Annotated in this window: 13 protein-coding genes and 1 pseudogene; 8 read left to right on the top strand and 6 right to left on the bottom strand. The window is 65.2% G+C overall.

The window, feature by feature from the left end; all coding sequences use genetic code 11:
* Positions 1-40: 40 nt before the first annotated feature.
* Together VA602_RS06090 and VA602_RS06085 are read right to left on the bottom strand one after the other, a co-directional pair.
* Positions 41-790, bottom strand: coding sequence for a FadR/GntR family transcriptional regulator (locus VA602_RS06090; RefSeq protein ID WP_054890774.1), 750 nt, complete (start codon positions 788-790; stop codon positions 41-43).
* Positions 791-870: 80 nt separating this feature from the next.
* Positions 871-1,650 carry an AraC family transcriptional regulator gene (locus VA602_RS06085; RefSeq protein WP_323452772.1) on the bottom strand — a complete coding sequence of 260 codons (780 nt, stop codon included), beginning with the start codon at positions 1,648-1,650 and terminating at the stop codon, positions 871-873.
* A gap of 108 nt (positions 1,651-1,758) precedes the next feature.
* Between VA602_RS06085 and VA602_RS06080 the strand changes: the two genes are divergently transcribed.
* The 8 genes and pseudogenes from VA602_RS06080 to VA602_RS06045 all read left to right on the top strand — a co-directional run bounded on the left by VA602_RS06080 (position 1,759) and on the right by VA602_RS06045 (position 9,690).
* Positions 1,759-2,574, top strand: a complete 816-nt coding sequence (locus tag VA602_RS06080; RefSeq protein ID WP_323452771.1) for a sulfite exporter TauE/SafE family protein — start codon at positions 1,759-1,761, stop codon at positions 2,572-2,574.
* A gap of 119 nt (positions 2,575-2,693) precedes the next feature.
* Positions 2,694-3,023, top strand: a pseudogene (locus VA602_RS06075) (hypothetical protein).
* Between the two features lie 330 nt (positions 3,024-3,353).
* Positions 3,354-3,821, top strand: coding sequence for a (2Fe-2S)-binding protein (locus VA602_RS06070; protein WP_063546745.1), 468 nt, complete (start codon positions 3,354-3,356; stop codon positions 3,819-3,821).
* Positions 3,821-6,070 carry a xanthine dehydrogenase family protein molybdopterin-binding subunit gene (locus VA602_RS06065; RefSeq protein WP_323452770.1) on the top strand — a complete coding sequence of 750 codons (2,250 nt, stop codon included), beginning with the start codon at positions 3,821-3,823 and terminating at the stop codon, positions 6,068-6,070. Before VA602_RS06070 ends, VA602_RS06065 begins: the two co-directional genes overlap by 1 nt.
* A gap of 13 nt (positions 6,071-6,083) precedes the next feature.
* Positions 6,084-7,427 carry a c-type cytochrome gene (locus VA602_RS06060; RefSeq protein WP_323452769.1) on the top strand — a complete coding sequence of 448 codons (1,344 nt, stop codon included), beginning with the start codon at positions 6,084-6,086 and terminating at the stop codon, positions 7,425-7,427.
* 10 nt (positions 7,428-7,437) lie between these two features.
* Positions 7,438-8,460, top strand: a complete 1,023-nt coding sequence (locus VA602_RS06055) for an XdhC family protein (RefSeq protein ID WP_323452768.1) — start codon at positions 7,438-7,440, stop codon at positions 8,458-8,460.
* Positions 8,461-8,512: 52 nt separating this feature from the next.
* Entirely contained in the window at positions 8,513-9,109 is a 597-nt protein-coding gene (locus VA602_RS06050) for a nucleotidyltransferase family protein (protein ID WP_323452767.1), read from the top strand.
* 77 nt (positions 9,110-9,186) lie between these two features.
* Positions 9,187-9,690 (top strand): GNAT family N-acetyltransferase, encoded by a 504-nt coding sequence (locus VA602_RS06045; protein WP_141687472.1) that lies wholly within the window; start codon positions 9,187-9,189, stop codon positions 9,688-9,690.
* A gap of 106 nt (positions 9,691-9,796) precedes the next feature.
* On the opposite strand, the gene VA602_RS06040 is transcribed toward VA602_RS06045, so the two are convergent.
* Genes VA602_RS06040 through VA602_RS06025 form a run of 4 tightly spaced genes read right to left on the bottom strand, consistent with a single transcriptional unit; the run spans position 9,797 to position 14,063 of the window.
* Entirely contained in the window at positions 9,797-10,987 is a 1,191-nt protein-coding gene (locus VA602_RS06040; RefSeq protein WP_323452766.1) for a multidrug effflux MFS transporter, read from the bottom strand.
* Positions 10,988-11,034: 47 nt separating this feature from the next.
* Complete coding sequence (locus VA602_RS06035; RefSeq protein ID WP_153773776.1) at positions 11,035-11,634, bottom strand: thermostable hemolysin; 600 nt, start codon at positions 11,632-11,634, stop codon at positions 11,035-11,037.
* Between the two features lie 15 nt (positions 11,635-11,649).
* Positions 11,650-13,134 (bottom strand): AMP-binding protein, encoded by a 1,485-nt coding sequence (locus VA602_RS06030; RefSeq protein ID WP_323452765.1) that lies wholly within the window; start codon positions 13,132-13,134, stop codon positions 11,650-11,652.
* Positions 13,131-14,063, bottom strand: coding sequence for a TauD/TfdA family dioxygenase (locus VA602_RS06025; RefSeq protein WP_323452764.1), 933 nt, complete (start codon positions 14,061-14,063; stop codon positions 13,131-13,133). The genes VA602_RS06030 and VA602_RS06025 overlap by 4 nt, the downstream gene beginning before the upstream one ends.
* Positions 14,064-14,199: the final 136 nt, after the last annotated feature.

Here is a 14,199-nt window from a genome sequence, read left to right as displayed (position 1 = left end):
CAAACGCACCGATGAGAGCGGGTTAGCGTGTTGAAGCCTGTCAGACGCCCTGTGCTTCTGCCGCCTCATGCGCTTGGCGCAGCCGCTCGCGGCTGTTGCTCAGGTGCAGGCGCATGGCCATTTTCGCCCCTTCGCTGTCGCGTCGGGCAATGGCTTCATAGATGGCCTCGTGCTCATGGCTCAGGCGGCTCATGTAATGGGCCTGGTCATCATGGGCCAGGCGCGCCGAATTGAGCCGGGTGCGGGGAATGATGCTGGTACCCAGGTGATTGATGATGTCAGCGAAATAATGATTGCCGCTGGCCTGGGCGATGCGCAGGTGGAACTGGAAATCCGCCGAGACCGCATCGGAGGCATGCGCGGCGCCTTCGTTGATTTCGTCGAGCGCAGCACGCATACCGGTCAGTTGTTCGTCGCTGCGGCGCTGGGCGGCCAGCCCGGCCGACTCGATCTCCAGGGCAATGCGCAACTCCAGGACCGCCAGCACCTCGCGCAGGGTGACGATGGTCGCCGGGTCGATACGGAAACCGCCGGTGCTCGGCGCGTCGAGCACGAAGGTGCCGATGCCGTGGCGGGTCTCCACCTGGCCGGCGGCCTGCAGCCGCGAGATCGCCTCGCGCACCACCGTGCGGCTGACGCCCTCCTCGACCATGATCTGCGATTCGGTCGGCAGTTTGTCGCCACGCTTGAGTTGGCCGCTGCGAATACGTTCGGTCAGCACCGTGACCAGTTCCTGCGCCAGACTGCGCGGTTTGCGTCGGGTCCGTGCCTGTAGCTGCTGCTCTGTCATGCCCTGTACGTTTCATCGTGAAAAGACAGCCGTCATCATAGCTCATGCAGTTGTACGATCACATACATCCGCCAGGGTTTTCATCTCGCCGCCAAAGCCCTGTGCCGAACCGCCGAGGGCGCCTCGCCCATGACCCTGCGGTACATGCTGGAAAACGCACTGGGGCTGTCATACCCAAGGTCGAGGGCAACCCGGGTGACCGCCTCACCGGCTGCCAATCGCGTGACGGCTGCCATCAGGCAGGCTTGCTGGCGCCATTGTCCGAACGACAACCCGGTCTGTTCGCGAAAGCGCCGGCTGAATGTCCGCGGGCTCCAGTTCAGGTGCATCGCCCAGGCCTCCGCCGTCGTGCTGATCGAAGGCGCCGCGAGAAACGCCTGGCACAAGAGCGCCAGGCGCGGCTCCCCTGGCATCGGCGCGAACAGCGGCAGACGCTCGGCGCTGCGCAGCTCATGCAGGATCAGGCCGACCAGTTGGCCGTCGCGCCCTTGAGGGTCATACAGCGCGGGCAGTTCGGCACTGGCGAGCAGCAACTGATGCAGCAGCGGCGTGACCAGCAGCGCCTCGCAGGCCTGTCCCAGCCTCGGCGCCGCAACGGCTTCGATGTACAAGCTGCGCGTGCTCACCCCTCGCATCAGCACCTGATGGGGCTTGCCCGACGGAATCCACACACCGCTGTAGGGTGGAACGACCCAGGCGCCATCGTCAGTCAGTACTTCCATCAAACCGCTCATGCCATAAAGGAACTGCGCACGCCGGTGCACGTGGCGTGGCAATAGCGTGTCAGGCGGATAATCGGTAGCGATCGCCAACACCGGGCGTGGCGTGGCATCGACCTGGCACAGCGGCACATTGCGCATGGGGATCTCCGTGGCTGAAACGCACGGATTATTGGCCAATGCTCGAATGCTGGCCAGCCCTCGTCTCCCTACCCTGCATCTCCACTCCCCTGACAAAGGCTGGCGATCATGCTGTACCCCTTGCTCGGTGTCTTCGGCCTGTGTGCTGGCGTCACCACGCTGCTGTTCGGCTTCGGCGGCGGTTTCTTCGCCGTGCCCTTGCTCTATGCGTTGCTGCTCACCCGCCATGCGGCGGGCTCCCCGGTGGCGCTGCACGCCATGCAGATCGCCGTGGCCACCTCGGCCATGCTGATGATCTTCAGCAGCGCCCTGGCCACCTGGCGGCACCAGCGCGCCGGCACGTTGCGCTGGGACCTGGTGCGCCCACTGGCTCCGGCCATCGCCCTCGGGGCAATGGCTGGCGCCTGGGCCGCCCTGTACCTGGACAGCACCTGGCTGCGTTGGCTGTTTATCGGCTACTTGCTGCTGAGCCTGCTCGATGCGTGGCTGCGTCCAGGTTTCATGCGCGTTGGCAACCAAGGTCCGGTGCCGCTGGGCAAGGCTGCGGCTGCCTTGGTCGGCCTGCCGATCGGCGCACTGGCAGCGCTGCTGGGGGTCGGCGGCAGCGTGATGACCGTGCCGCTGATGCGCAGGCGCGGCGCCAGCATGGGCACCGCCACCGCCATGGCCAACCCGCTGTCATTGCCCATGGCGCTGGCCGCCACCCTGGTTTATGCCCTGGTGCCGACACCGGAGTCGAACCTGGGTGCCGGGCTGCTGGGCTATATCGACCTGCGTGCGGCACTGGCAATGGCTGCAGGCGCCTGGCTCGGCATGCACCTGGCTGCGCCGCTGCTGGGCCGCCTGAGCGATACCCTGCATGCGCGGGCCTATCTGGCACTGCTGGCCTGCGTGCTGGTGGTGATGCTGGTGACCGGCCGCTGAGCGAAACGGCGGATAAGCAGCGCCGCAAGGCTGCCCGTCGCCTGACGGCAAATTGCTGGCCCCCAGGCGCTGAAAGCGAAGGCAAACTCCCTTTTCCTTCAGACGCTTAGGACAGCAACATGCGGGTATTTCTAGCAACCCTGGCCAGCTGCGTGTTGGCGGCCACCGCATTCGGCGCCCAGGCCAGGCCGCTGAGCCAGAACGATCGCAGCGTGTGCGGCTAGGGCGCGCAGATCGCCTCAGAGGCGCAGCACGCCAAGCTCTCCGGGGTGACGCTTTATGCAGCGCGCAAGAAGCTGCAAGTGCGGCGCTTCGCCAAACCCTGGATGCGCATGACAGCGTTCGGCATCACCGAGCAAACCTACAACAGCAGCTCACGCCTGCCGCCAAAGGCCATCAAGCAGACCTACTACGAACAGTGCGTCCAGCACGCCGTCGCGCGCCGATAACCAACGCGGGCGGTTCATCAACAACCCCTGGTTCAACTGGCCTGGATGCCGACATCCAATATCGATGCCGGCATTTTCCCTACAGCGTGGGCGTGACAGCTCCGCTGCGACGCCCCCGCCCGATCCTGCCACTAGCGCAATCCACTTGATTTCTTGCCTGATTCTCTGAACATGCTGCCCGATGGATAGGAAAGCTGTCCGCCAAGGTCTAGAGTTTTCAGATCGGAAACCCGCCCTGCGCGCGCGCGGCGTTCCTCCCAGGGCACTGCCTCGACGCACCGCCCTGCCTATAACGACGAAACACCAACCGATGATCAGCGGGTGAACGCCATGGAACTACGCATCAACCAGAAGACCTATCAGGTCGACGCCGACGCCGATACCCCACTGCTGTGGGTGATCCGCGATGACCTGGGCATGACCGGCACGAAATATGGCTGCGGCCTGGCCCAATGTGGCGCCTGCTCGGTGCTGGTGGACGGCAACGTGGTGCGTGCCTGTGTCACGCCGGTGGCCGGTGTGGTTGGCCGTGAAGTGACCACTATCGAAGCAATCGAGGCAGACCCGGTGGGCAAGCGAGTGGTCGCGGCCTGGGTCGAGCATCAGGTCGCCCAGTGCGGCTACTGCCAGTCTGGCCAGGTGATGGCCGCTACCGCGCTGCTCAAGCACACGCCGGCGCCGAGCGACGAGCAGATCAGTGCCGCAATGGTCAACCTGTGTCGCTGCGGCACCTACAACGCGATCCACGCCGCGGTGCATGAGCTCGCCGGCCAGCCTGCCGCCAAGGAGAGCGTCTGATGAACTCGCCCCTCGACATCCCGTCCGAACTGCGCGACCTGAAACTGGATCAGCCGGTCAATCTTTCGCGCCGGCGCTTTCTCGCGGGTAGCGCCATCGGTGCGCTGGTGATCGGCTTTGGCTTGCCGCTCGGCTCGGCCCGGGTGCAGGCCGCCACTGCGGCGGCCGCAGAACGCGGCACGCAGGTGCCGGCATTCCTGGAAATCCGCCCTGACGGCACCGTTCGCCTGCTCTGCCCCTTCATGGAAGGTGGCCAGGGCACATTCACCGCCATGGCGCAGATCGTCGGCGAAGAACTGGATATGGACCCGGCCAGCTTCCTGATCGATGCTGCACCGCCCGGCGAAGCCTACGTGGTGATGGAAAATGGCCTGCGCATCACCGGCGGCAGCATGTCGGTGCGCATGAGCTACCCGACCATGCGCCGCCTTGGCGCGCTGGCCAGGGCGATGCTGCTGCAGGCCGGTGCCGACACCCTGAAGGTGCCGGTCAGTGAGCTGAGCACCGAACCGGGCAAGGTGGTGCATGCTGCCTCCGGCCGCTCGGTCGCTTATGGCGACCTGGCCGAGCGCGCCATGGACCTGCCAGTGCCGGATCCGGCCAGCATCAAGCTGCGCGATCCCAGCCAGTTCCGATGGATCGGCAAGCCGGTACGCCGTGTCGATGCCTATGACAAGTCCACCGGCAAGGCCCTGTACAGTATCGACCTCAAGGTCGACGACATGCTCCACGCGGCGGTACAGCACGCGCCACGGCTGGGCATGACCGTGGGCGGCCTGCGCAACGAAGCGCAGGTCAAGGCGATGAAGGGCGTGCATTCGGTGCACGTACTGCCGGGTGCCGTGGCGGTGGTCGCCGAACGCTGGTGGCATGCCAAGCGTGCCGTGGAGGCGGTACAAGTCGACTGGCAGGAGCCGGGCGCCGATTCGAAGGTGCGCACGATGCCAGCCGACTTCTCCAGCGATGCCTATCGCGATCACCTCGCCGCGCAAACCGGCCCGGCACGCGATGACGAGAACGAAGGCGATGTGGCGGCTGCGCTCAAGGGGGCCAAGACCCAGGTGGAAGCCACCTACCACAACCAGTACCTCAACCACGGCCAGCTCGAACCACCGTCGGCGCTCGCGCGCTTCAATCCCGATGGATCGCTCGAAGTCTGGCTGCCCAACCAGGCCCCGGACATGTTCCGCGACGATATCGCCAAGCGCACCGGCCTTGCCAAGGAGCAGATCATCCTGCATTCGCCGCTCCTGGGCGGCTTCTTCGGGCGCCACTTCCTGTACGACTCGGCCAACCCCTACCCACAGGCCATTGCCCTGGCCAAGGCGGTCGGGCGCCCGGTCAAGCTGATCTGGACCCGCGAGGACGAGTTCGTACGTGACGTGCTGCGGCCCGTGGCAGTGGTCAAGTTCCGCGCCGGGCTCGACGAGAAGGGCCTGCCCGTTGCCATCGAAGCGGTCAGCGCCACCGAGGGCCCGACCGAGGCAATCGCCGGCAAACAGGGCGAGAAGATCGACCCCACTGCCGTGGAAGGTTTGGCGGGCAAGTCCTATGCCATTGCCAACAAACGCATCGCGCAAATCTATGTCAAGGGCCCCGCCATGCTGGGCTACTGGCGTTCGGTCGGTAATTCGCTGAACGACTTCTTCTATGAGTCGTTCCTTGATGAACTGGCCGACAAAGGCGGGCACGACCCGTTCGAGCTGCGCCTGCACCTGTTGCGCGACAATCAACGCCTGACCACCCTGCTGCAGGCGGTCGGCGAATTGTCCGGTGGCTGGAAACGCGGGCCATTTACCGCCGAGGATGGCACCAAGCGTGCCCGCGGCGTGGCCATGGCTTCGCCGTTCGGTTCGGAGGCAGCGGTGATTGCCGAAGTGTCGATCGAGAACGGCCAGGTCAAGGTGCACGATATCTGGCAGGCGATCGACCCGGGCAGCATCGTCAACCCGGCGATCGTCGAGCATCAGGTCAACGGCGCCGTGGCGTTAGGCCTGTCGCAGACGCTGGTGGAGGAAGCGGTGTGGGTCAACGGCATGCCGCGTGCGCGCAACTACGACCTGTACCCGATCCTGCCGCCATCGCGCATGGCCCGGGTGCATGTGCGCATCGTCGAGAGCGGGGCGAAGATGGGTGGCATCGGCGAGCCGCCGCTGCCGGCAGTGGCACCAGCGGTGGCCAACGCCGTGGCGCGGCTGACCGGCCAACGCGCGCGCAGCCTGCCCCTGAGCCGCCATACCTTTGCCTGACACGGAAGCCCTCATGAAAAACAGCCGACTGGTAACCACCACTCGCTGGCTCGCGCTGCCGTGCCTTGTTGCGGCAGGCCTGCTGGCCTGGTATGTCACCCGCGAGGTCACCTCGCCCTTCGAGCAGGAAACCCCAAGCCCCGACCAAGCGCTGATCGCCCGCGGCGAATATGTCGCGCGCCTGAGCGACTGCGTGGCGTGCCACAGCCTGCCCGGCAAGGCGCCGTTCGCCGGCGGCCTGGAAATGGCAACGCCCTTGGGCGCGATCCATGCCACCAACATCACCCCGGACCGCAACAACGGTATCGGCAGCTACAGCCTCGCCGACTTCGACCGCGCCGTGCGCCACGGCGTCGCGCCGGGCGGGCGCCGGCTGTACCCGGCCATGCCCTACCCGTCCTACGCCAAGCTCAGCGATGACGACATGAGGGCGCTCTATGCCTTCTTCATGAAGGGCGTGCAGCCGTCAGACCAGGCCAATATCCCCAGCGATATTCCCTGGCCGCTGAACCTGCGCTGGCCGATCGCCTTGTGGAACGGCCTGTTCGCCGCCGACAAGCCCTACGCTGAAAAGCCCACCGAAGACCCCCTGTGGAACCGCGGCGCCTATATCGTCCAGGGCCCGGGCCACTGCGGCAGTTGCCATACTCCACGTGGCCTTGCCTTCAACGAAAAGGCGCTGGACGACTCCGGCAAGGCGTTTCTCGCCGGAGCCCTGCTCGACGGCTGGTACGCGCCAAGCCTGCGTCAGGACCACAACTCCGGGCTTGGGCGCTGGAGCGAACCCGAGATCGTGCAGTTCCTCAAGACCGGTCGCAACAAGCATGCGGTGGTGTACGGTTCGATGACCGAGGCGTTCAACAACTCCACGCAGTTCATGAGCGACGACGACCTGGGCGCGATTGCCCGCTACCTGAAGTCGCTGCCGGGCGACCCCCAGCGCGACGGCGCCCCCTGGCAGTATCAGGCCGTGTCGGCGGCTACCCGCCTCGATGCCCCAGGCGCACACAGCTACGTGACCCGCTGTGCGTCGTGCCATGGCCTGGACGGTCAGGGCCAGGCCGAGTGGATTCCGCCACTGGCCGGTGCGACCTCGATGCTGGCCAAGGAAAACGCCTCGGCAATCAATATCACCCTCAACGGCTCGCAGCGTATCGTCGCCGCCGGGGTGCCGGATGCCTACCGCATGCCCGCGCTGCGTGAACAGATGTCGGACCAGGAGATCGCCGAAGTGCTGAGCTTCGTCCGTACGACCTGGGGTAATACCGGTGGTGCGGTCGATGCACAGGCGGTGGCCAAGCTGCGTGAACATACCGACCCTGCCAGCAGCAGCCCGATCGTGCTGCATATGCGTTGAAGGAGCGCCCATGGAAAGTATCGACCTGCTGGTCCTGCGTACCGCTCGGGACTGGCTGCAAGCCGGCCACCGCGTGCTACTGGCCACCGTCGCCCGTACCTGGGGTTCGTCACCACGCCCGGTCGGCTCGATGATGGCCTTGCGCAGCGACGGGCGTGTGGTCGGCAGCGTCTCCGGCGGCTGCATCGAAGACGACCTGATCCACCGCTACACCACCGCCTACGGTGGCCCCGGCCTGCCTGACAGCACCCCACAGCGGGTGCGCTACGGCGTTACCGCCGACGAGGCCCATCGCTTCGGGCTGCCCTGTGGCGGCACGCTAGAGCTGATTCTGGAGTTTTCGCCATCGTGGCAGTCGCTGGCCCAACTGCTTGAGCAGCTCGACAGCGGCCAACTGGTGCGCCGTCAGCTCGACCTGCACAGCGGCGTGGCCACCCTCCTCCCCAGTGCGGCCCCGGAGCAGTTCAGCGTTGATGGCGAGCACATGGCGAGCACCCTGGGTCCAGGTTATCGACTGCTGCTGATCGGCGCGGGTGCCCTGGCCGAATACCTGGCGACCATGGCCCTGTTCAATGGTTTTCGTGTTTCGGTCTGCGACCCTCGGCCCGAGTACATCGACGGCTGGAACGTGGCCGGTGTCGAGTGCCTGGTCGGCATGCCCGACGATGTCGTGCGCGACTTCGCCCCGGACGTGCGCACCTGCATCGTCGCGGTCAGCCACGACCCCAAGCTCGACGACCTGGCCCTGCTCGAAGCGCTGCATGGCCCGGCTTTCTATATCGGTGCCATCGGCTCGCGGCGCAACAGCCAGCAGCGTCGCGCGCGGCTGATCGAGCACTTCGGTGAGTCCGATGCTAGCCTTGCGCGCCTGCACGGCCCCATCGGCATCTACATCGGCAGCAAGACCCCAGCCGAAATTGCCGTGAGTGTGATGGCCGAGATCCTCGCCGCCAAGAACGGCGTCGAACTGCCTGGTGCAGTGAACGTCACCAAGGCCAAGCAGGCGCGGGAACAGACACTGCCTGCCACCTGACCCTGCGGTATGCTTGCGAGCTTTCCATGCCGCCACACTCGGACAACCCACCATGACCGAACCCCAAGCCAGAGCTCCCTGCGCCGCGTTGGTGCTCGCCGCCGGACGCGGCACGCGCTTTGGCAGCGACAAGCGCAAGGCCGTGCTCGCGGACGGACAGGGCCTACTGGCCAGCACCTTGAAACAGGTACAAGCCTGTTTCGACCCGGTGTATGTGGTGGTGCGCTGCGACGATGATCCGCAAACCCTGGGCATCAATGCGCAAGTCCACATCGTACGCGCCGCACAGGCAGCTGATGGCATGGGAGCGAGTCTCGCGGCCGGCATCACGGCCCTGGCCAGCATCGATGCCCCGGCCGTGGCCGTGCTGCTTGGCGATATGCCGTGGATCGCACCACGCACCTTCGAACACCTGCTCGGTCACCTCGCTGCCGAGCGTATCCTCCTGCCGTGCTACCAAGGCCGACGTGGCCATCCGGTCATCTTCGGGCGCCATTTCTGGGCGGCCCTCACCCGCCTGCACGGTGACCAGGGTGGGCGACCGGTCATCGAAGCCAACCCTCACGCCTGTCTTGTGCTGGATCTCGACGACCCCGGCATCCTGCGCGATATCGATACACCCGCCGATATCCCGCCTACATCGGCTTGAGTAAAGGCCGACAGGCTTTGATCCTCACGTCCTGGCAGGTACGCTAGCGGGCTTGCCCCCGACCTGGAGCCCCGCCGGTGACCACCACGCTGACCACCTACTACCTGGAAATGACCTCTGCGCACGCCCTGCGCAGCAAGCCTGTCCCCGATGGCCTGACGATCGTCGAGTGCGAAGTCGTCCAACCGCAGCTCAACCGTTTCCTCTACCAACTGGTGGGCAAGGCCTGGGGCTGGAACGACCTGAACAGCTGGAGCGACGAGCAGTGGCTGGCGGTTGTCGGCCAGGACTGCCACCGCACCTGGGTGGCCTACTACCGTGGCGCCATCGCCGGCTACTACGAACTGCACCGCCCCGACGGCGAGAACGCCGAGATCCGCTACTTCGGCCTCGCCCCGCAGTTTCTTGACAAGGGCTTCGGCGGCCCGCTGCTCAGCCAGGCCATCCGCAGCGCCTGGGAGTGGCCCGGCACGCAGCGGGTCTGGGTGCACACCTGCAGCCTCGACCACCCCGCCGCTCTGGCCAACTATCAGGCCCGTGGCCTGCAACTGTACAAGCAAGAGCACGAAGCACTGGGGTGACGGTTGCGCGAGGCTGGCAGCGCTTGCTGCCTATGCCCAGTAGCTGGACCGTCTGCGGGCCCAGCCACTGGATTGATCGGGCGCGCTATACGACTCGTGCAAGCCCCTAGGCCAAGGACGCCTGGCGCGCCATCCGTGCCCCCAGCATCCCGGAAAAAGATACCAGCATCAGTACCGCGAACACCCCGGCGATCGGCAGGTTCGACTCCAACCCGAAGCCGCTGACCGTCGCCGAGGCAATCGAACCGAACACCAGCATCAAGCAGCCCTGCAGGCTCGCAGCCACCCCGGCGCGGTCGGGAAACAGTGCCATCGAGCGGGCCATGGCATTGGAGAAGATAAAGCCCTGGCCGAAGGCGATCAGCATGATGCCAGCAAGAATGTTCACCAGGCTCAAGGTGTCGGCAGCCGCCGCAATGCACAGCACCCCGAGCAGAAACAGCGCCAACCCACTCCACATCAGGGTATCGGGTGAGACGATGCGCACCAGCGCACGGTTGGTCAGCGTGCCGACCAGGTAGCAGCACCCCACCCCCAGCGCCGTGGTGCCGAAGTAATGCGCGTCATGGCCGAGCACATCCTGGACGATATGCGGCCCGAACACGTTCCACAGCAAGAATGCGGAAAAGCTCGCGCCGAGTACCACCACCGAAGCACGGAAGCGTCTGTCGGCCAGAATGAACCGATAGCCGACCACTGTCTGCAAGGCGCCGCGGCGGGCACTGGCGGGCAGCGACTCCTTGAGCCCGGCAACGACGAAAGCCAGGACCATGACCGCATAGGCGGCATACAGCACGAAGTTGTAGCGCCAGCCGAAATGCACCTCGATCAGCCCACCGATATAGGGCGCGATGACGGGCCCCATGCCGAACGCCAGGCTGAGGTAGATAATCGCGACATAGAAGCGCGGGCCTTTGACGACGTCGACCAGCACAGCACGGGCAACGACCTGGCAGGCGCCAATGGCAAAGCCCTGCAGCGCACGCGCCAGCAGGAGCATCTCGATGGACGTCGCGGCGGTGGCCAGCAGGCTGCCGACCACGAACACACCCAGGCCCAGCAGTACGGCAGGTCGCCGCCCGCGCGCGTCGGCCATCACGCCGAAGAACAACTGCCCCAGGGCATAGAACAGCAGCGTGATGGTGATGGTGTTCTGCATCAGCGCAGGCCCCACCCCGAGTTCGCGCCCGATGGACGGCAGGCTCGGCGCATACAGGTCGATGGCGATGCCCCCCAGGCTGTTGACCAGAGGGGCCAGGAAGACGATGAAGTTTTCATAACGCGTGTTGGCGTGCATAGGATCTCCGGCGTGGCGGGGCGCGAAGCGCCCGGCACGCACATGGGTCAGACAGACGCCTGGTGGGCGAACTGCGGTGGCGGGATGGAAGGTGTCGGTGCCTTGAGCCAGGCACTGGGCGAGGACAGGCGCGAAACCAGTACGCGCGGTGCCTGGTCGTAGTAGGTCCCCCAGTTGACACTGGGGTCCTTGACCCGGCGTGAATCGGCCTGGCCCAGGTCGTCGAGGTTGTCGACAATCGCTGCCAGCAGTTGCCGGACCTGCGGCGTCGCGGTCAGCACCACCAGGCCGAAGTTGCGCAGGGCCAGGGTGCGGATGACGTTGTCGAGCAGGTACTTGCCAGCACCGCTGCCGCTCTGGAACGAGGCGAAAGCGCCGATCTCCGCGATACGCGCGCGGTCGATGGCGTAGCGTTCATCCAGCGTTTGGTCCAGGTAGTACTCACTGAACAGTTTGCCGGAGTCGCCGTAGCTGATGCCGGCACAGGCGTAGCCCGGCGCCCCGCCGGTGGAGCCGGTCAGGCAGACGAACAGGTCAGGCTGCGGCACGGGCGTTGCCTCGTAGTGCTTGAGGTAATGACCCCGTACCGCCTCCTGCAGGCAGCGGTAGCCGGGGCGACCCTTGTAGAAATTGCGCACGATGTACATGGGCGACGTCCCGTCCTAGGCGTACAGTTGATCGATGAATCGCGCTTCGATCTCGGCGCGCCGCGGTCGTCCGGTGACCGTGTAGAACTGGTCACGAAACCCTGCGATGTCGCCGACGACCTGGATGCGTCGCACCCGTGCGAAGTCCGCAAGGCGGTGCTCAAGGCGCGCCATCTCGTGCTGCACGCTGGCAGGGCTCGCAGTGCTGAGGATGATGGCGCACGGCTCGTCGCGCCCTTCGCCCATGACGATCATGTCGTCGACCAGCGGGCTCTCCTTGTAGACGTTCTCCACCCACTCAGGCGAAATGTTGCGCGCCGTCGAGAGGATGATCACGTGCTTCTTGCGCCCGGTGATGTACAGGAAACCGTCACGGAACTCGGCGATATCGCCGGTGTGCAGGTAGCCGTCGGACAGGTCGCAGGCCGTGTCGTCGGCGTTGTAGTAACCCGCGCAGAGGGTCGGCGTCTTCACCAGCAACTCGCCGTCGACCAGCTTGGGCTCGATGCCGTCGAGCAGCTTGCCGGCCGAGCCGATGCGCCGCTCTGCAGGCGAGTTCAGCGAGATGATCGAGGAGTTCTCGCTCAGCCCATAGGCCTCGAACACTTGCACACCGCGGGCATCCAGGGCCTGGAGCACCGTGGCCGGGATCTTCGCGCCGCCGGTGATGATGTGCGGATTGGCGGGGCCGAACAGGTCCTCGACACTCGCACCCTGCTCAAGCAGCAGGTTGGCCTCTTCCAGCAGCTTGGGCGGCAGGTAGAGGAAGTTGGGGTGATTGGGTGCGATCAACTCCAGGTAATGACGGGCATTGCCACTGGCCGCGCCGTACTCGGTGACGCCCTCGGGCATCAGGGTCAGGGTGCCACCGGACAGGATCGGAATGAACACACCCAGCACCTGCTCGATCAGCAGGCTCATCGGCACGATCGAGAAGTAGTGCAGCGGCTGCTGCGGCAAGCACTTCATCACGTTGTCGACCAGCAGCCCCACGGCCGCGTCGCGAATCATCACGCCCTTGGGCTTGGAGGTGGTGCCCGAGGTGTGGATCACCGAGACGATACCGGCGGGGATCAGTTCGTCGTCCTGGGCCCAGGGCGTGTCAGTGGACTGGGTCATCAATTGCCGGGGGATGAAGCTCGGCTTGTCCGGCAGGATGCGGTGCAGGCGCCGGGCGGTCGGCTCATCGCTGACGAACACGGCGGCGGCCTTGCCGAGCAGGCTGCCGATCTGATCGTCGGAAAACTCGATGGGCACCGGCAGCAATACACCACCGACCTTCTGGATCGCCAGCAGGGTGTACACCCACTCGTAGCATGAGCGCATCGCGATACCGAACACCTTGCGCTCGCAGTTGCCGACCCGAGCCTGCAGTGCCTGGGCCAGGCGTTCGACGTCATCGCGCAGGCCATGCAGGGTGTAGTCGCGCCCGTGCATTTCGCGGATCACCACGCGGTCAGTGCTGGTGGTCAGGTAGTGCTGCATTTTCTGGCTGATCATTGGCCGTTACCCCCGATGCGGTAGCTCTGGGCGCCGAAGATGCGTCGGCTGATATCGTCGAGGCGACGGCGACCGTGCATCACGCGGGTGTTGTCGATGACCACGATGTCGCCCTTCTTCCAGAAGTGGCTGTAGGTGTTACGGGCGGTGACTTCCTTGATCTCGTCCCAGATTTCAAGGGCGATCTCCTCGCCGTCGGCCCAGGTGATGCGTGGCGGCTCGTAGTTGACGCTAGGGCCGAGCATCGAATTGCAGAAGGCCTTGCGACCGCTGAAGCAGCTGGTCTCCACCGCGCTGATCACCAATTCGGAGGCGATCAGGTTCTGGTCGATGCGACGGTAGGTCTGGCCGGCCACCTGGTCGTTGACCTGCTGCAAGTGCTCGTCGGTGACGCTGTCGATCGGCAATTGCAGCTCGATGCTCAGGAAGCGCCGCACGTTGTGCCAGGGAATGCGACGCGCATAGCGAATGGCACGGGATTCGAAGCTCTTACGGGTTTTCGGGGAGAGGTCGAACAGCACTCGCTCGCCATCGCACAACGTGGTCTCGGAGCCGACCGACGCCGCTTCCAGGCAGTAGAACCACTGCAGGTCCGGGTTGAACGGCAAATTGCCGTTCTCCCGGTGCAGCCCCATCTCGTGAACGCCTGCTTCGATCTCGGCGGTATTGGCCGTGGCGGCCTTGCGCGCGGGATCGAAGGTGACCCGGGAGGACTGCGCGCTGACGAAATCGTTGAAGTCTTCGAGCGAGTCGCTGAAGTCGCGGTAGATCACCGCGCCGCTATGGGCCAGGTCTTCATAGAGTGCCGCAGTGTCCATCGAGTCGAAGACGCGCAGTCCCGGTTCGACGGCATAGACACATTCGAAGCCGTAGCACGGCGTGGGATGACGATAGAAAGGTAAAGCTTTAGCTTGAGTGTGGGCCAACATCTGACATCTTCCTTGGGAAATGGATTACAGACAGGCAGGCCGTCCGCCGCCTGACGAAAACACGTTAGGGGAAATGTCGTGGGTGCTGGTTTTAAGAAACCTAAAGCCGTGATGAAAAATTAAAAGTGCGGCCGTG

The sequence above is a fragment of the Pseudomonas machongensis genome (assembly GCF_034961125.1).
Lineage (GTDB): Bacteria > Pseudomonadota > Gammaproteobacteria > Pseudomonadales > Pseudomonadaceae > Aquipseudomonas > Aquipseudomonas machongensis.
This window is presented reverse-complemented; position numbering and strand designations above follow the sequence as displayed.